Origin of the sequence: Arthrobacter sp. Marseille-P9274, from assembly GCF_946892675.1 — a bacterium.
Classification (GTDB): Bacteria; Actinomycetota; Actinomycetes; order Actinomycetales; family Micrococcaceae; genus Crystallibacter.
The window spans coordinates 764,398-788,092 of record NZ_CAMPOV010000001.1; the positions used below are offsets into that span (position 1 = coordinate 764,398).

At 61.2% G+C, this 23,695-nt stretch carries 12 protein-coding genes; 11 read left to right on the top strand and 1 reads right to left on the bottom strand.

The features are described 5' to 3' along the window. Window positions 1-92 precede the first annotated feature (92 nt). The 6 genes from pglW to OC550_RS03505 are packed head-to-tail and all read left to right on the top strand — an operon-like array spanning window position 93 to window position 17,702. Window positions 93-4,322 (top strand): BREX system serine/threonine kinase PglW, encoded by a 4,230-nt coding sequence (gene pglW, locus OC550_RS03480; RefSeq protein WP_262103914.1) that lies wholly within the window; start codon window positions 93-95, stop codon window positions 4,320-4,322. Further along, window positions 4,319-7,924: a BREX-2 system adenine-specific DNA-methyltransferase PglX gene (gene pglX / locus OC550_RS03485; RefSeq protein WP_262103915.1), complete on the top strand. Its 3,606-nt coding sequence runs from the start codon at window positions 4,319-4,321 to the stop codon at window positions 7,922-7,924. Before pglW ends, pglX begins: the two co-directional genes overlap by 4 nt. Further along, on the top strand, window positions 7,921-11,610 hold the full coding sequence (locus OC550_RS03490) for a DUF6079 family protein (protein ID WP_262103916.1): 3,690 nt from the start codon (window positions 7,921-7,923) through the stop codon (window positions 11,608-11,610). The genes pglX and OC550_RS03490 overlap by 4 nt, the downstream gene beginning before the upstream one ends. Continuing rightward, window positions 11,607-14,294 carry a BREX-2 system phosphatase PglZ gene (pglZ, locus tag OC550_RS03495; protein WP_262103917.1) on the top strand — a complete coding sequence of 896 codons (2,688 nt, stop codon included), beginning with the start codon at window positions 11,607-11,609 and terminating at the stop codon, window positions 14,292-14,294. Before OC550_RS03490 ends, pglZ begins: the two co-directional genes overlap by 4 nt. Continuing rightward, entirely contained in the window at window positions 14,269-15,624 is a 1,356-nt protein-coding gene (gene brxD, locus OC550_RS03500) for a BREX system ATP-binding protein BrxD (protein ID WP_262103918.1), read from the top strand. Before pglZ ends, brxD begins: the two co-directional genes overlap by 26 nt. Then, entirely contained in the window at window positions 15,624-17,702 is a 2,079-nt protein-coding gene (locus OC550_RS03505) for a DEAD/DEAH box helicase (RefSeq protein WP_262103919.1), read from the top strand. The genes brxD and OC550_RS03505 overlap by 1 nt, the downstream gene beginning before the upstream one ends. Before the next feature lie 9 nt (window positions 17,703-17,711). Here OC550_RS03505 and OC550_RS03510 read toward each other — a convergent pair whose 3' ends face one another. Beyond that, window positions 17,712-18,368: an NUDIX domain-containing protein gene (locus OC550_RS03510; protein ID WP_262103920.1), complete on the bottom strand. Its 657-nt coding sequence runs from the start codon at window positions 18,366-18,368 to the stop codon at window positions 17,712-17,714. A 136-nt stretch (window positions 18,369-18,504) separates the two neighbouring features. Here OC550_RS03510 and OC550_RS03515 point away from each other — a divergent pair, with 136 nt between their 5' ends. The 5 genes from OC550_RS03515 (at window position 18,505) to OC550_RS03535 (ending at window position 23,430) form a co-directional block, all read left to right on the top strand. Beyond that, the gene (locus tag OC550_RS03515) at window positions 18,505-19,389 is read left to right on the top strand and encodes a DUF6569 family protein (RefSeq protein WP_262103921.1); all 885 of its coding nucleotides are present in this window, start codon (window positions 18,505-18,507) and stop codon (window positions 19,387-19,389) included. 59 nt (window positions 19,390-19,448) lie between these two features. Continuing rightward, window positions 19,449-20,939, top strand: coding sequence for an ADP-ribosylglycohydrolase family protein (locus OC550_RS03520; protein WP_262103922.1), 1,491 nt, complete (start codon window positions 19,449-19,451; stop codon window positions 20,937-20,939). After that, entirely contained in the window at window positions 20,936-21,301 is a 366-nt protein-coding gene (locus tag OC550_RS03525) for a hypothetical protein (protein ID WP_262103923.1), read from the top strand. The genes OC550_RS03520 and OC550_RS03525 overlap by 4 nt, the downstream gene beginning before the upstream one ends. 42 nt (window positions 21,302-21,343) lie before the next feature. Continuing rightward, entirely contained in the window at window positions 21,344-21,613 is a 270-nt protein-coding gene (locus OC550_RS03530) for a hypothetical protein (protein WP_262103924.1), read from the top strand. 113 nt (window positions 21,614-21,726) lie between these two features. Continuing rightward, a complete protein-coding gene (locus tag OC550_RS03535; RefSeq protein ID WP_262103925.1) occupies window positions 21,727-23,430 on the top strand; it encodes an NERD domain-containing protein in 1,704 nt (567 codons plus the stop codon). The last annotated feature ends 265 nt before the right edge of the window (window positions 23,431-23,695 follow it).

Sequence of the window (23,695 nt, forward strand, 5' to 3'; positions counted from 1 at the left end):
CGTTCAACATCGTTTAAGCTAGATGCCGTGGCTCATAGTGCTCGAAGCAAGGAGCATTGCGATCCGCAATCTAAGAATAGGGAGGGGGACCTATGAAAGCTGGTTCAAATCATTGGATCGAGATGGGTCCAGCGGCGACGCCGGCAGAGCAGTTGGCACTTGACCGGTTTCGTGAGCTCCTTCCGGACGACGGCGTAACCTACGCGTGGCCCAACGTCACATTCCTCAGCCAGGACGGCCGTACCAATGAAGTAGACGTCCTCCTGCTGACCAAGCAGGGTCTGTTCGTCGTCGAGCTCAAGGGCTGGCATGGAACGATTTCCGGGAACCAGCAGAACTGGCAGCACATTGCGCCCAACGGTGTCCGCCGTTACGAACGCAATCCCTACATCCTTACCGAGGCCAAGGCCAAGAGGCTCGCAGGGCTGCTCAAAATGAAGGCGCCCTCGAGTGCACAGAAGACAGTCCCGTTCGTCAAAGCCCTAGTTGTGTTCCACGGACAGGATTCCCAGATAAAGCTGGATGAACTAGGCCAAACCGGCGTCTTTGCCTTGGATGGCTACAGCGTCAAAGGACTTCACGGGAAATCGTTCTCTGATTTCCTCAAGGCACCTGTCCTCGACGAAAAGGCGCTCGTTGACTTGCAACGGTGTAAGCAAATCCGCGCGCTCCTTGAAGCCTCAGGGCTCAAACCGACTCCCAAGACAAGATTTGTCGGTCAGTATTCAATCGACAAGGCCGACCCCCTAGGCGAGGGGCCCAGCTGGCAGGACCTAAAGGCCGGCCACCCGGATTTGCCCGGCGTATACCGGCGTATCCGCCTGTTTGACATCGCGCCAGGTTCATCAGCTGCAGCACGGGCAGAAATCGAACAGTCTGCGCGCCGCGAGGTCAAAATGACCCAGGGCATTGTGCATGAGGGCATCGTAACTCCGATGGAATTCCTCAATGACGCTGCCGGGCCAGCTCTGGTGTTTTCTTACGACGACGGCGAGCAGTCCCTGGAGGACTTCCTCGTCTCGGACGGTGCCTCTCTCGGTTTCGATGATCGGCTGAATCTCATCCGAAACATCGGCGAGACCCTGAGATTTGCCCACCGGCGCCACCTGCGCCACCGCACGCTGACCCCCAAACAGGTCTTTGTCCGCCGGGGCGGGACCTCTCTCCGTACGAAAATCCGGGACTGGTACACCGGATCCAAGTCACGCAGCACCGCCACAGCCACTGCGACCTACACGATGACGTCCATGGGAACCCAGGCACCCAAAGACCTCATCAGCCAGGGCTCCTGGACCTATCTGGCTCCCGAAACTTTGCGCGGGGGTCAGGACCTGCCAGACGTACCCCTCGACGTCTACGGCCTGGGTGCGCTTGCATATCTCATCCTCGGCAGTAAGGCGCCCGCTGCCACAATGGCCGAGCTGGAGAAAACGCTCAGCGAACAGGGCGGCTTGAGTCTGGCCAGCCACAACGACATTGCGGAGCCGTTCGTCGACGTCGTATACAACGCAACCCGGGCCGTCGAAAGTGATCGAACGGCTAGCATCGATATCTTCTTGCAGCAGCTTGACGAAGCGATCGAGAAATTCACGGCTCCCGAACCCGGCGAAAAGCCGGTGGCCCCCAATCCACTCGATGCAGGCCGCGGCAGCATCATTGGCGACCGGTTCGAAGTCAAGGCCCGACGCGGCAGCGGTTCCACAGGTGTCGCCTTCGAAGTGGATGACTATGCGACAGAACGCGAAGGCGTCATCCTCAAGGTAGCCAAGGATGATTCGGCAGCATCCCGACTCCGCGTCGAAGCCGAAGTCATCCAAGCTCTTGACAGCCCGCGGATCGTTAAGCTGATCGAAGGGCCCATTCATGTAGATGGCAAGACGGCTTTGATCTTGAGCGACGCAGGGGCTGAAACCCTGGCCTCTCGGATCGAGGCCGAGGGTCGCGCAACCATCGAGCAGCTGGAATCCTATGCTTCCGATCTGTTCGATGCGGTGGCCCACCTTGACGCGGCCGGGATCTTCCATCGGGATATCAAGCCTTCCAACCTCGGCATCAAACGCGACTCCAAAACCCGCAAGCCCAGGCTCGTCCTGTTTGACCTCTCGCTGGCGCGCGAACCTCTGACTGCCATCGATTCGGGTACGCGGGGTTATCTCGATCCGTTCCTGGGGCAAGGCCGGAGGCGCCAGTACGATAAAGCCGCCGAGCTTTATTCGGTTGCGGTCACGCTGTTTGAAATGGCAACGGCGACCATGCCGTGGTGGTCGGAGGGTGACGCCTCGCCGGCGTCTGCCACAGACACCGTCGTCGTGGCAGACAGCCTATTCGAAGCCTCGGTGGCCAAGAATCTCGGGCAGTTCTTCACGAAGGCCCTGAACCCGGATTCGTTAAAGCGATTCCCGGATCTCGAATCACTGGCCCTCGCTTGGAGGGAGAACTTCAAAAACCTGGCAGGACCAAGTGGCGAGGAGGAGCCAGACAATCCGTCGTTGGACCGCCTTGCAGAGGCGGCGACACTCGACACTCCTCTCCCCCAATCGGGCCTCTCGGCTCGGGCGCTCTCCGCGGCCTCTAGGCTGGACGTCAGTACAGTCGGCGAACTACTCGGCACCTCACCGATGATCATTAACTCGATCAGGGGCCAGGGCGAGCAAACGAGAAAAGAAATTCAGCGCCGTATCCGTGCCTGGAGATCACGCCTATTGTCTGCTGGAACAACTGGCCATCAGCACAGGCAACCCGCAGGTGAAGACCGGAGCATCGAAACCCTGCTGCAGTCGCTCGTTCCTACACCAACCAAGGTCAACGCGGCAGATGTCTTTACCCAACGGTTGTTGCTCGGCATTCCGACTGCTCGGCCCTCTGGAGCCTTGGATGATTTGGTAGTCACCGACACGCATTGGCCGACGGTCAAGGACCTGGCGAATGAGGTCGGAGTTACAAGCAGCCGTATTTCCCAGTTGGTGGACGGAGCAGCCAAACGCTGGTCTGGACGCAAAGACCTGCCTGCTGTCGTTGACGAAATATCCGAAATCATTTCCGCTGAAGGCGGTGTGGCAGAACTTTCAGAGGTTGCCGCTGCACTGTTGGCTCGACACGGTTCGTCCGCGATCGGTTCAGGCCGTGCGCGCTTGGCTGCCGGGCTGGTCCGCGCTGCCTATGAAACTGATCTTCGCTCCACCGATCCACAGCTTTACATCAGGCGGGATCGGCAAACCGGCCGGGTCGTGGTGGCTGCTATGGCGGCAGTGGAAAAGTTCCGGCTGGACCCTGATCACCTCCTCGACTATGCCCAGCAGCTCGGCTCCAAAGCGGATGAACTCGTAATGGTGGTCAAAGACGCAGAAATCCCGCTTGTCGCGGGGGCAACGGCACGATCCGCTCTGCGTTCCATCGAAGACCACGGCCTCTCGCTGACTGACGAGCGAATCATTCGGCTGGCCGTCGCAGCCTCGAGCCGCACCGCGCTGTCCGGCCGAGGTGAGCTGTATGAGGTCAGCCTTCCTGCCGAGGAGGCAGTAGTCATTGCACTGCGGGAAGCAGTGGTGCGGGAGCTCTCCGAGCCCGGCCTGAGACGACGGGTCACCTCAAGGTTCCCCCTCATCACGGAAATCCCCAAACGGCCCGGGCTGGATAAGTTGGTCCAACGTGCCTTGCCGGATATGCGATGGGACCAGAACCGCTATACCGTCGTTGACAAGCACGGCCAGACTTCGGTCGCAGGCTCCTCCACCTACACCTTCATTGCTTCAGGATCGGTTTCCGAACTGGAGCGGAGGTTGCGGGACTCGCTGGACCGGAAGTCTGCATTGACACTCGCTGCACATCCGCGGGACTACCTCAAAGCTGCTTCCACGCTCGCCCAGCGCTTTGGGGTGAAACGGATCGATATTGCCGCAGAGGTGCTCCGCGTAATCAAATCCACTGCCAGGCAAGCAGATGTCAGCTGGGAACTGGTGCTCCGCTCTGACTCCGAGCCGAAGTCATCGGGCGACTTTACCAACCTCACCCGATTGGCGCAGGCAGCAATCCGCCCGATGTGGGGTGAGATGATGCAGGTACCCGGTCCGGTGCTCTTGACCAATATTGGTCCATTGATCCGCTATGGCTTCGGTCCCGACGTCTCCAAACTTTTGGATCTCTCGCACCAACGCCCTGCGGCCCGTTGGATTCTAGCCCACCGGCGAGGGTACGACGAGACACCCAAGGTAGATGGCAAGCCGGTACCCATGGGCCCGGACGGGTGGATCGACATGCCGCGTAATCTTTCTGATCTGCTCACAACCAACGACCTCAACTCATCACGGAAGGAAACCGCATGATCGACTCCAAGCTTTTGCTGGCCGATTTGAAGAAACAGCTCAAGCTTCTGGAGGCGGACTTGCGAGCCGAGGCGACTCGTCCGTCCGGCGAGGAGTCGCTGCTCTGGTCAGATGCACTGAAGAACCAGCACGCGGAAGCCACGCGAAAGGGTCGCACGGCACGGACATTCTCGGACTGGCTGGAAGGCGAAGTTTCGCAGGCTTCAGTTGCCTGGATCGTTGCCTCGACCTTTATCCGTTTCTGTGAAGACAACAGGTTGCTGCCCTCCCATTGGATAGCAGGAAATGACACGGCCCTGAACCGTGCGGTCGAGGCTGAAACGGCGTTCTTCGTGGAACATCCAACCTCGAATGCCCGTGATTGGCTCCGCGAGGCCTTCGGCGTCCTGGCTGATCTGCCGGCCGGACGAGCTCTAGTTGACCGGCGGCACAATGCAGTCTGGAATGCGCCTATCAGTTCCGAAGCGGCCAGAAACCTTCTGAATTTCTGGCGGGCAACCCACGACGACGGCCGGCTGGTCCACGACTTCCGTGATCCGGACTTGGAAACGCGGTTCCTCGGGGATCTCTATCAAGATCTGTCCGAGTATGCGAAGAAGACATTCGCCCTGCTTCAGACCCCGGATTTTGTGGAGGAGTTCATCCTCGACCAAACGTTGACTCCGGCCATCGCGGAGTTCGGGTTGGACGGGCTCAAACTCATCGACCCGACCTGCGGCAGCGGCCACTTTCTCCTCGGCGCGTTTGAGCGCCTCAACAGGGAATGGACGGAATTCGCTCCCGGCATCGGTCAGCGTGAACGCGTACAGAAGGCCCTCGATTCCATTCACGGGATCGACCTCAACCCCTTCGCCGTCGCCATTTCAAGGTTCCGCTTGACAGTTGCCGCGCTGAAGACCATCGGAGAGAAAACCCTGACCAGCGCACCTGCCTTTGGCTACCATCTGGCCGTCGGCGATTCGCTGATTGGCGCGCAGGGCCGGCAGGGAGACCTGTTTGCCGAAGATTCCGAGTTCTCCTATGCGGCAGAAGATGTCAGCGAGTACGGGGATATTCTGCGGCCGGATCAGTACCACGTCGTCGTCGGAAACCCTCCCTACATCACGGTGAAGGACAAGGCCCTCAACGAGTGGTACAGGGCAGCGTACGAGACGTGCGCAGGTAAGTACGCCCTGTCTGTCCCGTTCATGGAGCTGTTCTTCCGACTGGCCATCCGTGGTACGGCAGAGTCAGCAGCAGGGTATGTTGGCCAGATTACGTCGAACTCGTTTATGAAGCGCGAATTTGGCAAGAAGGTCATTCAGGATCTGTTGTCCGGAAAGTCAATTTCAAACCCCGTCGATCTGACTGCGATTATTGATACCTCGGGCGCGTACATTCCCGGTCACGGAACGCCTACCGTCATCCTCGTTGGCCGACGACGCCATCCTGTGGCTGATACTGTCCGTGCCGTTCTGGGTGTCCGTGGTGAACCGGGCCAGCCAGCGAATCCCGCTAAAGGGTTGGTCTGGTCAGAAATTGTCGAAAACATCGGAGCTACGCAACACAATGGATCTTACGTCACTGTAGCAACGCCCCCACGGGAAGTCTTTGCCACACATCCTTGGTCACTTTCGGGAGGTGGAGCTGGCGACCTAAAGCAGGCTCTTGATGCATTTGGCAAAATGAGGCTTGCTTCCGAAGGTGTGGACATTGGTCTCACGGATCTAACCGGCGAAGACGACGCCTTTACTGTCCCTCAACGAGTTGCAAGACGGCTTGGATGGATCGCTCATGCCCCAGTTTTCGTTGAAGGCGACCGCGTTCGAGACTACAGAATCGATACCGAAGAACGGACGCTACTTCCAGTCACTATTACTGGTACCCCACTAGAACCTACTTCTGAGCTAGCGCAATGGTTCTGGCCTCTTCGCTCACAGCTGGCCAAGAGAATCTATTTTGGACAGACTCCCGAACAACGAGGGCTCCGCTGGTTCGACCACGCAATGTATTTCGCTAAACGTCATGTCCAACCGATGTCAATTACGTTTGCTTTCGTTGCCACCCACAATCACTTCGTGCTCGACCGCGGTGGGAAGGTGTTTAACCGTTCCGCCCCCGTCATCAAGCTGCCGGCCGACGCTACTGAGGAGGATCATCTGAAGCTTCTCGGGGTCCTCAACTCCTCCACGGCCTGCTTCTGGCTCAAGCAGGTTTGCCATAACAAGGGCAGCACGGTTGACACGAAGGGCGCTCGGCAGACCCAGGTTCCATGGGAAGACTTCTATGAGTTTACCGGCACCAAGCTCCAAAGTTTTCCTTTGCCCAGCGTTTTGAATGCCAACCTACCTGAGCAAATAGACGGAGCTTCTACTGCCCTGACCAATGCTCTCCCGGGTGCTATCGTCAAGGCCTTTGGAGATGGAACGGTCACAGACACCCTGGCCATTCTGCTCGCAGAGGGCAGAGAACTTTCGGAAAAATTGCGTGCCCGAATGGTCTTCCTACAGGAAGAGCTGGATTGGAAAGTTTACAAGTCGTACGGGTTGGTAGAGGAGGACCTCACTTATCACGGCCAAAGTCTTGCTGAGCTGAACCTGGGCGAACGGGCCTTCGAAATTCATCTGGCCCGGAACATGGCGAAAGGTCAGGAAGAATCAGCCTGGTTTGACCGCCACAGCTCTTCGCCTCGCACCGATATTCCGGCTGAGTGGCCGGAGGACTACCATGTGCTGGTTCAAAAGCGTCTGGATCTGATCGGAAGCAACCCCGATATTGCCTTGCTGGAACGGCCCGAATTCAAGCGCCGCTGGGCAAGTGTCCCGTGGGAAGCACAGCAGCGTGACGCGCTAACGGACTTTGTTCGAGATCGACTGGAAGACCCCAAGTACTGGCAAGACGGCCAAGGTCCTGTTCACCGCACCGTGGCTCAGCTGGCTGATGCCGTCAAGGGCGACGCCAAACTAACACAGGCCCTGCAGGTCCTCACCGGAACAGCGGACATCGATCTGGTGCCCGCGCTAACGTCGCTCATAACCGATGAAGCGGTGCCGTTCGTCGCGCAATTCCGGTACAAAGAATCGGGACTGACAAAGTTCCGCGACTGGCAGCATGTCTGGGCTCTCCAACGCCGCGAGGACGCCGGGGACAAAGTCGAGATTCCGGTGCCGCCAAAGTACAAGCCAACGGATTTCCTGAAGACGACATATTGGCAGGCCCGTGGAAAACTGGATGTGCCTAAGGAACGCTTCATCAGCTATCCAAATGTCCACCGGCCGGGAGACGGCTCACAAATTTTCGGCTGGGCCGGTTGGAACCATGCGGAAGCTGCACTGGCGCTCGCCCGGACGCTGACTGAGCAGGATGCCAGCGGCGCATCAAAAGATGACATGGTCCCGCTCCTGGCTGGCTTGGAGGAACTCGAATCCTGGGTTGCTCAGTGGCATGCCGAGATGGACCCAGCTATCGGCGGGAGCCCAGCTGCCGCTATCTCAGGACTATTGGATCAGTACCTGCTGCGACTCGGGCTGACGCGTGAAGACCTCAAGTCATGGAGGGCGCCAGCAACCGCGACGGGACGCCGCCGCAAGAGTGCACAGGTGAAGGAAGGGGAAAACGCATGAACGGGGTAGACGCAATGATGCTTAAAGATGCATTGGACATCCCGGAACGCGTAGACGCCTCGGACTTTGTCCTGCAGCTCCACAACGGCGTTGAGGCAGCAGACCGGACGATCGGCGAATATGTCATTACGGATTCGCTCGCACGCTCCTTTGACGAGGCCCTTGGTTTGGTAGGTCGGACTCTGGCCGACGGGAGAAGCAAGGGCGCTTTCGTCCATGGTTCGTTCGGTTCGGGTAAGAGCCATTTCATGGCCGTTCTTCATCTGCTGCTGGCAGGGAACACAAGAGCTCGTCAGCTCAAGAATCTGCAGGCGGCCGTCGCCAAGCATGAGGCAACGTTGCAGAAGAAGCTCCTGGCTGTTGACTACCACTTGCTGGGAGCCGAAAGCTTCGAGAGTGCGCTTTTCAAGGGCTATCTGGACACGGTTGCTCGAGAGCGTCCCGATGCTGCTCCCGCCGTTCTTCACCAAAGCAGCCGCCTATTTGAAGACGCTGTTGAGACCCGGGAAATCCTGGGCGATGATGCGTTCTTCAAAAAGCTCAATGAGGCCAGCAGCTCATCCTCGGGCTGGGGAGCCTTTGCCGCAGCGTGGGATTCAGCCACCTTTGACGCAGCGATCCGGGAACCTGTCGCCGGCGGTGAAAGAACACGTCTTGTCCAGGCGTTGACGTCCACGATGTTCCGCAGCTACACCAAGACCGGCGACTGGCTGGACATCACTGACGGACTCCAGGCCATGACCCTGCACGCTCAGGGTCTTGGGTACGAGGGCGTCATACTCTTCCTGGACGAACTGGTCCTCTGGCTCGCCCAACACCTCGGCGACACCTCGTTTATCCAGTCCGAGACCTCCAAGGTTGCCAAGCTGGTGGAGACCGGCGCGAGTTCATTAGCTCTGCCACTAGTGTCGTTCGTCGCCAGGCAGCGTGACCTGAAGGACTTCTTGGGCGGCACGGCAATTGGCGCCGAACGCGAAGCCATCGGCCAAAGCTTCCAGTGGTGGGAAGACCGGTTTGAGGCTATTACCCTCGAAGCTGCTGATCTGCCTCGCATTGTGCATCAGCGGTTGTTGCAGCCAAAGACTGATGACGGACGGCAGGCTCTAAGTGCAGCTACCGCTTCGGTGAAAAGCAACCCGGGCGCCATGCGGCATCTTTTGGCCGACGAAGCAGGCTCCAACGAAACCGATTTCGAACTCGTGTACCCGTTTTCGCCTGCCCTGATTGATGCACTTGTGGCGCTCTCTGCGATCATGCAGCGGGAGCGGACCGCGCTGAAAATCCTGGGTGAACTGCTCAGCGCCGGCCGCGACGAGCTGCGGGTGACTGACGTTGTGCCTGTTGGGGATGTTTTCGAGCTCATCGTGCTAGGGCAGGCCAAGCCCCTGACCTCAGACATGAAGAAGCGTTTCGAGATTGCGGCGACTTTCTACATGCAGAAGATGCGCCCCTACCTGCTTAGAAAACACGGGCTGGAGGAGTCTTCAACACACGGGCTGTCACGGGACCACGTCTTCCGTACCGAGGACCGACTCGCCCGTACCCTGCTGGTTGCCGAGATTGCCCCCGGCGCCGTTTCCCTGCAAAACCTCACCGCCGCCAAACTCGCGGCGCTCAACTTCGGCACCATCAGGTCATTTATCCCGGGCCAGGAAAGCCAGACCGTCCTGCAACACGTGCGTGACTGGGCTAAAGAGTTCGGCGAAGTCACGTTGGAAGGTTCGACGGCCGATCCCGTCATTAGCGTCAGCCTGACCGGCGTGGATTCTGATGCCATCGTCGAGCGGGTCCAAGGCGAAGACACGCCAAATGCCCGCCGCACCCTGATCCGTTCCTTGATCAGCGCCTCCCTGGGCATTCCCGAGGCCGTGGGACTCATGTCCCACCGGGAACATACCTTAGTGTGGCGGGGCCAAAAAATCACCGTTGACGTGATTTTTGGCAACATCCGGGACACTGCCGAGGTGCCGGACGACGCCCTCAGGGCTGACGGAAATCGCTGGAAGGTGGTCATCGATTATCCCTTTGATTCCGAGGACCATGGCGCCCAAGAAGACCTGAACAGACTGGCAAAACTCCGCGACGGTGGCCTGGATAGCAAGACGCTGGCCTGGGTTCCGCACTTCCTGACCGCAGCGCGGATGAACGATGTCGGACAGTTGGTTCTGCTGGAGCATCTGCTAAAAGGCTCGGGCGAACAGTTCGAACAGAACGCGACAGGACTAGCACCCGCCGACCGTCCCCTGGCGCGCCGGCAACTGGAAAGTCAAAGGACCAATTTGCGTTCCAGACTGCAGGAAGCACTTCGGCAGGCCTACGGCGTCGATACGGCGAAAAAGGATGACGTAGACGTTGTCATCCAGGTGAACGAAGTCTTTTCCACCCTGGTCCCCGGGCTGAACATCCATCCGCCGGTGGCTGCAGACCTGAAAAACGCCCTGAACAAAGCGCTGGCGCAAGGGCAGGACGAGTTGTATCCCAAGCACCCCAAGTTTGAGCCAAGTGAAACAGAAGTCCGGAAAGCAGACCTGGCCACAGTCGTCGACCTGGCCGAAAAGGCCATCAGCGCTGGTGGTCGCATTGAGGGAATCGACCGGAGCAAGGCCGCCGTCCTGCATCGGGTAGCCGCTCCGCTGCAACTCGGAGAGCCGCGCGAAAGCGTCTACTCGTTGAGCGCAGCCAACTTTGGCTGGAGGGAAGGCTTCACCCGCTGGACGGCAGGTGCCACAAGCGACGTCTATATCCGGGATCTCCGCGATGAGCTTGAAGTCTTCGGTATGACCCGCGAAGTCGAGGACGTTCTAATTCTCGTGTGGTCCATGCTGGAGGACAGGCAGTGGCTGCGTGCATCGGCGCCCCTCGTCGCGGTGCCCGCAGTCGGCTCTCTAACTGACGACATGGCCCTTCGCGTTCCTGAGCTGCCCGCCGAGGAAGACTGGGCTATTGCTTCTAAACGAGCCCAATCGCTTTTCGGCGTGCAGGGCGAACCTCGCCTAAGCACCCAAAGCGTCTTACGGACGGCGCGGGCAGTCCGGGAAAAAGCCCGGACATTGATGGACCCTTCGAAGCGGCTTGTTGGTGCTTTGCATCTACACAAAGAGATATTGGGAATTCCCGACGATTCATCTCGTTTCGTGACTGCCAAGCGCGCAGCGGAGTTGGCTGGCGCTCTTTCTGCGGAAGCGGACGACGCTCTGCTAATTACGGTTCTGGCTGAGTTCGACCTTCCGCAGGAGCCCGAAGCCTTCGTGAAATCTCTCGTGACTTCGTCGCAAGTTCTGGCTGCGCTGGAAGGTGCAGATTGGAACGTCCTGGAAAAGCTGCACAGCATGGAGTCCTCCAGTGCAGCAAACGTTCGACAGACGTTGGCCGAAGGCGCCAAGGCAGAAGAGCTACACATTCAGTTGGCCCCCCGACTCAAAAAAGCAAAAGAGGACGCCTTATCGCTCATCCTCGGAACGTCGAGGCGCCCCCAGCCTCCTAAACAACCAGACACTGGCGGGCAGGAACCATTGGGGCCCACCCCTCCTGTCGATGGGTACGGCGCAGAGACCGTAGATGAGATCGAGTTGACGATTGATGTCGATAATCTGCAATCAGATTTTCAAGCGCTGCAAAATCGGGTGCAGCAAACCCTAACGAACAACCCCGGCAAGAAGCTTCGCATAAAGTGGTGGCTCGAATGATGGAATCGACGATGCTGCCGACGGCGTCCACGGCTCTGGTTCGTGAATATGCCAAACGGTTGGTGGAGCAGAAGTCGGCGCGACTTCAGGTCCTCCAGGCCCTGCCGCGGTGGGAGGGCGAACCGGTTATGGACGTTGGAGGAACTGCCGTCCATGTTCAGCCGGTGAGCTCCCAGCTCGCCGCCATTGAAGCCATCGTGGACGTATCAGAGGACGAGTTTCTGATCCTCCTGACGGACATGTCTGCAGCCGATCTCGGCGACGCAGTTATGGTGCATACGCGTAACCAGTCAGTGGAAATTCTGGACCAGTGGAGCGCAGTACCGTCCCTGTTTGGGGCGACCGCCTTGGACCGGAGTCTGACCCAACGTGGGAACTGGGTGCCCGCGGCGCTTCTCGAAAGAAGACCTGCTTCGGGATGGCCTCAGGTGCCAAACGGCTCGCTCACCGGCGACGTCGTGCTGTTTGCTCTTCTGTCCTCGGTCCTTGGAAGTACCGGGCCTGATCTGGACGAAGTGCGGCTTCTTGAAATTCTAGATAACCCATCCTCAAGGTCTGCCTGGCGAAACGCTCCTCTCGAACTCAGGCAGGAATTGATTGCATGGACCTCGGATGTACTCGGTACCGCTGCGAGCTTGGCGTTGACTCTTGCCTCAGAGTCGCCCATTTCCACATTGGCGTTCGGGCTTGCCTTCGATGTCCTATGGCCTGATATTTCTGGTTCTGCCGAGCCTAACCAAGTGGCCGCCCGGACCCGGGTAGAAAGATTCGGAAACGGTCCGATAAACGCAGGCGCGGCCCGACGACTAGCCGACTCAGCTATCGCAATGGTGCTCCGAAGGGGTTTGAACGATACACCGCAGCTCATGCAGGTCTTGACCCAGGCCGAGGAACTGCTGAACGACCTGGGCTGGGCCGAAGGCGCAGAGCGTTCTTCAATCCTGCCGCAAGGCCTCGCCGCGCGTCTCCGTATGCTGGGGCAAGCTCTGGATACTGACAACGTACGCACCGAAAATGTCCTCGCCGCCGAAGGAGCTCTTCGGGAGATTCTTGGACATCACAAGGCCGAACCAACTAATCCCGAGATTGTGGCTGCCCAGATGGCCGTCCGCGTAGGCCGGTGGCTTACACGGGTTGAGAAGCCGACTGCATCTCTGGAGGAGTCGCTATCCCTTCAAATGACGGATGGCGCCTGGATAGACCGTGCCCGGTCGGCAGTTTGGTCCGGTTCGGTTCATGAGTCCATTTCGGTCTCGTATAACAAGCTCGCCGATCAGGCGGCGGCCCGGCGCGCATCCCGAGATGGAGTAGCTGCTGCCCAGGCTTCAAAGTGGACCCAGGCCGGCGCCGGTACATCCATGCAGTCGGTTCCCTGCATCGAATCGGTACTTGAGGACGTAGTGCGTCCCCTGAAGTCGCGTTCGCTGCTGATAGTCCTGGACGGTATGAGTGCGTCAAATGCCACGGAAATAGCAGAGGGTGCGGCCGCCCGAGGATGGCAAGAACAGGTCCGGGTTGCTAATGGGGGCGCCGCTCAACGAATGGCGGCCCTCGCAGTATTTCCTACCGTGACGACATACTCGCGAACTTCACTCTTCGCCGGGTACCTGAAGGCTGGTCAGCAATCCGACGAAAAGGCCCTTTTCAATGGACCGCTATTCCACAAGAACGACCTCCGGGCGCCGGCCGGCCAGCGGCTTTCGACCGAACTGAGTGCTGCGCTAGCAGATCAGCACCAGCCCTTGGTCGCCGTCGTTCTTAATACCATTGACGATACTCTCGCCAAGCATGACCCGGGCGGCACTCAGTGGAGACTTGAAAACATTCAGTATCTGCGTGAGCTATTTGATTCGGCCTTGGAGCATGGCCGGACAGTGATCCTCACCTCCGATCATGGCCATGTCGTGGAGCGTGGAAGTACATCGAGGCCGGTGCCCGGTGCAGGCACGCGCTGGCGTCCGGAGACGTCCGGGCCTCCCTCAGACGGAGAGATACTCTTCGAAGGCCTCCGGGTTCTAGCCCCCGGAGGGAAAGCGGTACTGCCTTGGCTGGAAGACATACGCTATGGAAACCTGCAGGCGGGCTACCACGGTGGTGCAAGTCTGGCAGAGATGGCGATTCCACTACTGGTGTTCAGCAGGCCTGGCTGGCCCAGCCCCGCGGGATGGGCCCCTGCACCGCCACAGGCTCCCGTTTGGTGGAACGAACGCGTCATCGCCGCCGAGCCAGTGCCTGGTGGCCGGAGGGAACAGAAGTCCGCGCGCAAGAAGAAGCAGACGGCTAGTCCAAGCCTTGAACAAATGCCGGATACTCTGTTTGAGCTGGAACACCCGCCGGCAGTTCGAGCACCTGTTGGTGCAGAAATGTCCATTGCGGAATCTGTTCTGGCCAGTACCATCTACCATGAGCAAAGCGAACGCGCCGGCCGGCGCGCGTTGACCCCGGGTCGGGTGCAGGCAATCCTTCAAGTGCTGGTCGAGTATCGGGGTCGTGTCCACAAAGACACCCTGGCACAAGCCTCAAGTGTCAGCTCTGCACAGATGAATTCAGAACTCGCCGCTTTGAAGCGACTGCTGAACGTGGAAGGGTACCCGGTGCTTTCGCAGGACAGCGACGGCGTGACTGTTCTTCTTGATCTGAAACTGCTGTCCGAGCAGTTTGAACTGGACCACCAAAGTGCTTGAAATCAGTGGGCGCCGCCGCCGTGAAGTCGTGGATGCCCTCCGTCGGGGCACAGTCCCTCAGCAAGGTCTGGATGTCCTTGCCGTCGGCCTGGGGCGTTTCGAGGAAGCCACAGCAGACGAACTCGGCATGGTCGCTTCGGGAGGAAGCGTCTTCAAAGCGGTTCGGGGCGAGTACGGGTCAGGTAAGACTTTTTTCTCGCGCTGGCTCATAGAAAAAGGAAAGAAACTGGGTTTCGCCTCCGCCGAGGTCCAGATTTCGGAGACCGAAACACCTCTGCACCGGCTTGAAACCATCTACCGCAGAGTCACGGAGAATCTCGCGACATCCGAATTCGCTCCTAGTGCCCTGCGCGACGTCGTCGATGGGTGGTTCTTCACCTTGGAACAGGATGTTGAAGCTTCCGGCGGTGATCGTGCTAATCATTCGGCCTTTAACGCAGCGGTGCTCACTCTCATGGAACGCAGGCTCGACTCCGTTGTACGTACCGCACCGGCATTCGCCACGGTTCTTCGTGGATACCACCAGGCCATGCTTGACGGGGATCAGCTGCAGGCGGAAGGACTTCTCGCCTGGCTCGGCGGCCAGCCCCATGTTGCGGCTTCAGTCCGGCGAGCTGCGGGCATACGTGGAGAACTGGATCATTTCGGAGCACTCGGTTCTCTGCAGGGCCTGCTGACAATCCTGCGGGATAGCGAGTACAAGGGCTTGATCTTGGTCTTGGATGAGGTGGAAACCCTTCAAAGGGTCCGCTCTGATGTACGGGAAAAATCCCTCAACGCTCTCCGCCAGCTTGTTGATGAGATCGATGCCGGAAAATTTCCCGGGCTGTATCTGGTCATCACTGGCACCCCCGCATTCTTCGATGGTTCCCAGGGCATGCAGCGGCTGCCGCCCCTAGCTCAGCGGCTCGCCGTGGATTTCTCCACTGATGCACGCTTTGACAACCCTCGTGCTCCACAGATTCGGCTTCCAGGGTTCAATCTCGACTCCCTCACAGGGCTTGGGATCAAAGTTAGAGACATCTATGCGTCCGGATCCGGAACCTCACCGCGCATCTCCGCGATTGTGGATGACAAGTACATCTCTGACCTATCGCGAGCGGTTGCCGGTGAACTGGGTGGCAAAGCCGGCGTGGCACCACGCCTGTTCGTCAAAAAACTTGTGGCAGACGTACTGGACAGAGTTGATCAATTTGCGGATTTCGATCCTAGGAAAGACTACTCGCTCACAGTGTCTTCTCGAGAGCTGACGGATGAGGAAGCGGCCGTAACTAGGCTTGGAAATACGCTGTCTCCTGGTTCCGTGGATGACGTGGAGTTGAATCTGTAGTGTCAGGAACCGGCCTAAACGAAGCCGTCGAGTACCACGTTGTCAATTCGCTCGGATGGCCGGCGCTGAGGCCTCTCCAACAGGCTGCCGTCGAGCCGATACGCTCAGGCGATGACTGCTTGCTCCTGGCTCCTACCGCCGGCGGCAAGACCGAGGCCGCGTTCTTTCCGTTGTTGTCCCAAGTGGTCGAGGAAAGCTGGCGCGGGCTTTGCATTCTTTACATCACGCCGTTGCGTGCACTGCTAAACAATCTTCATCCGCGGCTTGAGGCCTACGCTGCCTGGACCGGGCACCGCGTCGGCTTGTGGCACGGCGACGTCGGGCCTACCCTACGCCGCCGGATGCTCAATGACCCGCCTGAGGTCCTTCTGACTACTCCTGAGTCGCTCGAAGCCATGCTGGTGTCGCGGAGGGTGGATCACCGAGCCCTGTTCTCGAACTTACGGGCCGTCGTCATCGACGAAGTCCATGCGTTCGCCGGAGATGACCGTGGTTGGCATCTGCTCGCCGTCCTGGAGCGTATTCAGCGCCTCGCTGACAAACCACTTCAGCGTATTGGCCTTTCCGCAACGCTCGGCAATCCGGACAGCATCCTTCGCTGGCTGCAAGGATCCGGCGTTGACAACGGCCGGCCGTCGAGAGTTATCGTCGAGGATCCAATCGCGAGTGCCCTGATGCCGGAAATAGTCCTTGACTATGTCGGTACGCTCGACAATGCAGCTGAAGTAATCTCCAGACTGCACCGGGGTGAAAAGCGTCTTGCGTTCTGCTCCTCGCGTTCAGATGCAGAAGAACTCGCTTATGCACTCCGGCAGCGGAACGTCACAACATTCGTATCTCATGCATCCCTATCGGCGGATGAACGCAGGATCAGTGAAAGCGCCTTTGCCGAGTCGAGGGATTGTGTCATCGTGTCTACTTCAACGATGGAACTGGGAATCGATGTGGGTGATCTGGACCGGGTCATTCAGATCGATTCGACGTGGACAGTATCTTCGTTCCTGCAACGTTTGGGACGGACAGGCCGTAGAACGGGCACCACACGCAACACGCTGTTCCTGACAACCACCCATGAGTCACTGTTGCGTGCTGCTGCCATTCTGCATCTGTGGTCGCAAGGCTTTGTTGAACCGGTTCTCCCCCCGCCGTCGCCCAACCATATAGCTGCTCAGCAACTGCTGGCCTTAGCCCTTCAGGAAAGCCAGGTTGGCGCTAATCGCTGGGCCCAGTGGTGGGGATCCTTACCGGTCATGGAGCAAGCCACAGAGATCCTGGAGTACCTCCGAAGTGCGGGATACCTGGAAACCGACGGGGGGATGTTGTTCATAGGTCCTGAAGCGGAGAAGAAATTCGGCCGGCGGCACTTTATGGACGTCCTCAGCGCGTTCACTGCCGCTCCTGAGCTCCGAGTCATCGCCGGTCAACGGGAGATTGGGTCTGTCTCTCCCCTGACGCTGGCACAGCGCAATACCAACGGCGAAGGCCTAAAGCTCCTCCTGTCAGGCCGGTCGTGGTGTGTGGAGGCCGTCGAGTGGGATAAGCACATCGTCCGTGTCAGTGAATTGAAGGAGAAAGGCCGCTCGAAGTGGGAAAGCGACCCGGTCCCTCAGTCGTTCGAACTGATGCAAGCTATGCGTAAGGTCCTGTTGGGCGCCACGCCGGATATCCAGCTCTCGAAGCGGGCCGTTCAACACCTGGCAGAAATCAGGGACGAAGGCAGCAATTCCGTTGATGAGGCCGGGATAGTTGTTGAAAGAGGCGATAAGGAGCAGCGCGTCTGGACTTGGGCAGGTCTAAAGGCAAATCTCACAATTCTCGCCGCACTAAACATCGAAGACTGCAAAGCCGATAACAGCAAGATCCGCCTGCCCTCCTGGGTACCACTGGATCAGGTGCGCGCGGCATCAAGTCGCGTGCACGACGCCTTCCCTGCGATAGCGCCTGACGCCGTTGAAGGTCTCAAGTTCTCTGCAGCGTTGCCTCTAGATCTTGCTGTCAGAACCTTGTCGATCCGGACGAAAGACTCCGCCGCGGCAGCCGCAACGCTTGCACAGCCCAACGTCATGAGGCACCTCTGACTTTGGGCCTTAGGGAAGCCTTATACGAAACAACCTCGAGGGGCGGCCGCGGGCGCCGTCTGTCATTTCGCCCGTGGGGACGAGCTTGGGTTCCATGGCGCGGCGGAAGGTGTCGCGCTGCAGCTCCTCGCCTATAACGGCCTGATGGATCATGCGCAGGTCGCGGAGAGTGAAAGCTCCTGTGAGCAGGCCCCCCGGGTCCGGCTCTGCAGCATAGGCGGCGCGGGCACGTTCGACAGCCTTGGTGACGATGGCGGGGTGGTCATACGGCAGGTCGGGAATCCGGTTGGCCACGGGCAGGAGTTTGACGCCCTCGGTGGCGAGGGCCGGCTCGAGTTCCTCCAGCGGCACGACATCCACGTGGGCGACGGAGAGGACCCAGCCGCGGGGATCGCGCTGCGGGTCATCGAAGACATGCAGCTGCTTTGGCTGGCGCCCGGAGACGTGGGCCTTCTCCCGCAGGGAGCGGAGGACGGCGTCGGCCAGCCGCTCCCCCTCGTGTAGGAACGTCCCTGGCAGGGCCCAGTCGTGCCCGGGCGCCTTGTCGTGCGAGACGGCCAGGACGCACAGTCCTTCGTTGGAAACTGTCAGTACCGCCGCGTCTACTGCTACCGAAGGGCGGGGATAGGCACTCAGGCTCTTGCCGGCGTCGTTAGTTGCTTCCACAGAATCAATTAGCTCACAGTTGCGCAAACTCTCCAAGCGCCCTACTCTCGAATAAGAGCAGAAACGCTCAAAAGATTCGCCGCGGGGGATAGAACCTCAAAGCTGAGGAGAAAACCGGCGGCAGATTGGGGGAATCATGAAGATCAACACTTTGCACATAGGGGCCGGAACCCGGCTCGGCCCGCTCACTCTCTTTCCGGTCTGGGCAGAAGGACGAGGCACCATCGGACTGGCAACCGGCGCGGCTGCGAACCTGGAGGTCACGGAGCTTGCCTCCGGCCCGCAGGTTTCCAAACTGACCGTCACCAACCGCGACACCCAGCCGGTCCTGCTGCTCGAAGGTGAGCTGCTGGAAGGCGGCCACCAGCACCGGGTCTGCGCCCGGGACATGATCCTGGCTCCGGGCGAAAGCCGCGACGTGGACACCTACTGCGTGGAGCAGGGCCGGTGGGGCGGCGCTTCGGCGCACGGCCGGTCCGGACGGCGAGCCCCGCTGAACGTGCGGGCGGAACTGAATCGATCCGTCCGTGACCATGGGACGCAGGGCCGCGTCTGGGAACGGGTGGCCCGGTTCCAGGGCATGCACACCATGTCGGCCTCGGGCTCGCTGGTGGAGCACCTCGACGCCGGCACCCGTCACGCAGCCCTGAACCTGACGAAGCTGCCGGCACCGGTCGACGGCCAGCGCGGCGTCGTCGTTGGCTTTGGCGGCAAGGCCCTGATGCTGGAGCTCTTCGGCAGCCACAGGCTGTTTGCGCAGCACTACCGTTCCATGGTCGAGGCGGCGTGGCTGGACATCCAGGTCTCGGCCGGCCACGTGCCCAGCGTCGGGACGCCGGCGCAGTCGGCACGGGACCTGGCCGTCCGGGTGATGGAGCTCAGCCTCCCGCCACTCCCCCACGGCTTCGCCCAGAACGTCGGGCCGGTCGCGGTCAGCGGAATCTCGGCACCGGCCAAGACCGGTCCCGCCCTCGCACACTTGAGCGGCTGGGACACCCGCCACCCGATGATGGCGATCTAACCGCCGCCGCTCACCTCATCTCCTCAAACCCGCAGTACCCCCTAGCCTTTGGAGGCCCTATGAACCTAAACTCCCTGCAGAACGACCGCGCCGCCGGCGTCCTGGTCACCCTCGCCGCCGGCGACGCCTTGGGCGCCGGCTACGAATTCGGGCCGGCCCTGCCGGACAGCGCGCCGGTCAGCATGAAGGGCGGCGGACCGTTCGGCTTCGCCCCCGCCGAGTGGACGGACGATACGTCCATGGCGATCGTCATCGCCGAGTCCCTGCTCGAGGCGGCCGGTGACGGGCGCGGCTTGGACGAGCCGACCAAGGGCGCGATGGCGCAGTCCTGGTCCGAGTGGGCGCGTGCCGCGAAGGACGTTGGCGTGCAGACCAGCTCGGTGCTGGGCCGCGCACGGCAGGCTGCCGCCACCGGCGGCCGCTCCAGCATCACGGCCGCCGACGCCTACGCCGCGTCCGAGCAGGTCCACCTTTCCTCCGGCCGGTCCGGCGGCAACGGCTCTCTCATGCGCACCGCTCCCCTGGCTCTGGCCTTCCTCGGCGCCGAACCGGCAGCGCTGCGGGACGCGGCGGTCGAGGTCAGTGCCCTGACCCACTTCGACCCCGAAGCCGGCGAAGCCTGCGCGCTCTGGTGCCTGGTCATCCGTCACGCGGTCCTCACCGGCGAACTCGATATTCGCGTCGGGCTGGAGTTGTTACCCGAAGACCGCGCCGTCCTCTGGGCGGGACGGATCGAGGCAGCCGAAGTTAAGTTCCCGCGGGACTTCACCCGCAACGGCTGGGTCGTCGAGGCGTTCCAGGCCGCATGGTCCGCAATAACGACGACGGCGGGCGCGGCTTCCGGTCCGGCCCACCTGCGTGCCGCCCTGGAGGCAGCGGTCCGCGGCGGCAACGACACCGACACGGTGGCCGCGATCGCCGGCGGACTGCTCGGCGCGGCCTACGGCTACACCGCAGTGCCGTTCGAATGGCGCCGAAAGCTGCACGGCTGGCCCGGATACACGGCGCGCGACCTGCAGCGGCTGGCCCTCCAGCTGGCCCGCGGCAAGGGGCGTACCGAGGGAAGCTGGCCCGACCTGCCGGTCTTCGACAACTCCGCCTACATCAGCCCGACGCGGACCGAGGTCGCCGAGCACCCGCTGGACTCGGGCGTGCTCCTCGGCGGCGCCCCGGCCCTGTCCCGGACCGACTACGACGCCGTCGTCTCCCTCTCCCGCGTCGGCACCGCCGAAACGCACGTGGACCCTGCCGACCACGCCTCTTTCTGGCTGCTGGACGAAGCAGGCGCTGACTCCAATGCGCATCTGGAATACGTGCTCCAGGAAGCCGCTGCCGCCGTCGCACTCTTCCGATCCGAAGGAAAGCGCGTGCTCCTGCACTGCGTCCGGATGGAAAGCCGTACTCCTACCGTTGCCGCCATCTACGGTGCCCTCATGACCGGCATGACCCCCGAGGAAGCCCTCGATAAGGTCCGCGAGGTCTTGCCCAACGCCCGCCCGAACCACGGCTTCCGCCAAGCGCTCCGCCGGCTCTCACTGGAAGATCAGTGAGAGCAAACCGGGAACGTGCCTGCCCGCACTGCGGGGGCCAGCGGCAGGACCGCTTGGTCCCGCGGAACTATCTGTGCGCGGCGTGCCAGGGCCCGGCGACGGATGTGCTGGGGCGCAAGGTGCGGCTGTTCAACGGGTTGGACAACGTTTCCGGCGTCCTCAGCGCGTCCGGCCTGGGCGCCGACCACGAGGACGGGACCGCCTGCGCGGAAGTGGTCGCCCGCAGTATCGCTTACGTGAATGGCACCGCCTACCGCCCCTGCGAAGGCCGGTTCGGCCGCGCGTTCCTGTCGCCGCTGCCCGAACCCGCGCCGCAGGCCTCAGTGACGGAGCTGCACCCGGAGAAGATGGACCTGTACTGAGGGACCGCGACGGCCCTCCCCGTACCTTGTGGAAGGAATCATATGACCGATGATCTAAGCCGTCCGGGCGATGCATTCATGTCCCGGGAGGAAGAGACCGACATCGAAACCCGCGCCGTACTAGGGCATGCGGAGACGACGACGGGCCAGCTGCTCGAAAAGTACGAGCAACTGCTGGAGCTCCAGAAAACCCGCCCCCAAGACGTTCCTCCGGGCGCGCTCGAGGCGCTCGACGAGAAGCTCCAAGAGCACCTCGAGTGGATGAAGCCGTACGGGCTGGTCGCCGACGAGGATGCTCCCCGCCCGGACTGATGGCGCCACCGCCTCGGACTGCTTGGCCTGCTGGGAGCAGGGAACGGGCCACGGTACGGTGGAGGCACACGTGCCGGGCCAGACTTCCGGCCGTCAGGATCGGGGGGTCGAAAATGCGGTGCATTCCGGAGGAGCCGGAGTTCAGCGAGGGGCAGTCGGCGGAGAAGGCCGTCTGGGAGAAGCTGCGCAGTTGTCTGCCCGACGACGTCGTCCTGGCCCACTCGGTGCAGGTCCGGCACGGGCGGGCCGAGCACGAGATCGACCTGCTGGTGCTGTGGCCCGGCATAGGGCTGGCCGCGATCGAGGTTAAGGGCGGGCTCGTCAGCATAGAAAACGGGCAGTGGTACCAGTCCGGCGGCAAGGACGGAAGGCGCTGCATCCAGAGTCCGGTCGCGCAGTCGCAGAGTTCGGCCCACGCCTTCAAGGCGTGGATCGGCGACCAGCTCGGCACTCCCCTGACCAGCCGCTTCGCCTACATGGTGTGCCTGCCCTACACGCACGTGCCCGCGGACTGGACCATGGCTGGGTGCCTGCGCTCCCTGGTTCTGGACGAAGGAGACCTGAATAACCCTGCCGAACAAATACGGCGCGCCATCGAGCAGGAAGGCAGCGGCGCCAGCCAGCTGGCGTCGTCGTACGCCGACCGCGTGGCCGCCAAGCTCGCCGGCACGCTGCAGCCCGACGAGGGGCCGCGCCTGAGCAGCCAAGAGCAGGAAGACGATCAGGAGCGTTTGACTGCACAGCAGGCAGTTCTGCTATCGGCTACGCGGGATATTTCTCGCATCCGGTTCTCCGGCGGAGCAGGCAGTGGCAAGACCTGGTTGGCGGTGGAGAAGGCCCGCCGGTTGTGCCGCCAAGGCAAGCGCGTAGGCCTCTTTTGCTACAACAAGGGCCTCGGCCAGTACCTCCAGCACCAGGTGTCCGGTTGGCGGCATGCCAAGCCGGTGTTCGTGGGCGAATTCCACGAATATGTCCGCTCTCTAGGAGTGCCGGACGGCGACGGCCAAGCCTACTTCGACGTGGAGATGCCGCGCCTGCTCAGGGAAACCGCCGCCCTGCTGCCGGAACGGGACAAGCTCGACGCCGTCGTCGTCGATGAAGCGCAGGATTTCGCTCCTCTGTGGTGGGAAGCGTTGCTGGCCTGCCTGAAGGATCCTGCGTCGGGCGAGGTCTACGCCTTCATGGACGACCAGCAGGATGTCTACCGGCGCTGGGATGAGGCCGCCGTCGGCGCCGCCTTGGGCGCGGTGGATCTGGTGCCGATCCGGATCGACGACAATCTGCGCAACACCCGGCGCATTGCGGAAACCTTCGGCGTGTTCGTCGGCGAGCCCTTCAAGCCAAAGGGAAGTACCGGACTGCCCGTGCGGTTCGTCAGCTGTGCTACCGCGGACGCGCTGGATGCGGCCGGGGACTGCGTGGACGCACTCATCGGCGAGGGCTGGGCCAGCAACCAGATCGCACTGCTGACCACCCGGAGCCGGCATCCCGAGCACCAGAGGCATTTCGAAGAGGGGACCGTCCCCGAATACTGGCGGGAGTTCCACGCCAACGAGGCCGAGTTCTACGGGCACGTGCTGGGCTTCAAGGGTTTGGAGCGCTCGGTCGTTGTCCTGTGCGTCAACGGGTTCAAGGAAGCCGCCCGCGCGCCGGAGCAGCTGTATGTGGGGCTGTCCCGGGCCCGCAGCCTGCTGGTCGTCGTCGGCGACCCGGCCCTGCTTGAGAAGGCCGGCGGAGCGCGGCTGGCCGCCGAACTAAAGCGCGCCGAGGCCTGGGACCCATATATGGAACCCGCTGTGGACATGGTGGCCGGATAGGAGCGAGGGGACCCTCAGCCGGTTATCCGGTAGGTGGACTCCGAGCGTGACGAGCTGGTGCCAGAGCCCGTAATAGTTGGTGCGGCCGTCCATTTCCGCGACGGGTCCACCGTCGGCGGGGCTCAGTCCAAACGCACGAGGGCAGCGGCCAAAAGTGTCCGAAGCAGGTGTCACAGTGATAGCACCAAGAGCCGGCGCCGCGGTTGGGGGAACCGCCGGTCCAGGCACCGACCGTGGTAGAACGATTCAGGAACTGACCCCCGCT

What these genes read in the sequence shown, in the direction of transcription:
- pglZ (WP_262103917.1), top strand. Translation starts at nt 11,607, where the DNA reads ATGATGGAATCGACGATGCTGCCGACGGCGTCCACGGCTCTGGTTCGT.
- pglX (WP_262103915.1), top strand. Translation starts at nt 4,319, where the DNA reads ATGATCGACTCCAAGCTTTTGCTGGCCGATTTGAAGAAACAGCTCAAG.
- pglW (WP_262103914.1), top strand. Translation starts at nt 93, where the DNA reads ATGAAAGCTGGTTCAAATCATTGGATCGAGATGGGTCCAGCGGCGACG.
- OC550_RS03530 (WP_262103924.1), top strand. Translation starts at nt 21,344, where the DNA reads ATGACCGATGATCTAAGCCGTCCGGGCGATGCATTCATGTCCCGGGAG.
- OC550_RS03535 (WP_262103925.1), top strand. Translation starts at nt 21,727, where the DNA reads ATGCGGTGCATTCCGGAGGAGCCGGAGTTCAGCGAGGGGCAGTCGGCG.
- OC550_RS03490 (WP_262103916.1), top strand. Translation starts at nt 7,921, where the DNA reads ATGAACGGGGTAGACGCAATGATGCTTAAAGATGCATTGGACATCCCG.
- OC550_RS03520 (WP_262103922.1), top strand. Translation starts at nt 19,449, where the DNA reads ATGAACCTAAACTCCCTGCAGAACGACCGCGCCGCCGGCGTCCTGGTC.
- OC550_RS03515 (WP_262103921.1), top strand. Translation starts at nt 18,505, where the DNA reads ATGAAGATCAACACTTTGCACATAGGGGCCGGAACCCGGCTCGGCCCG.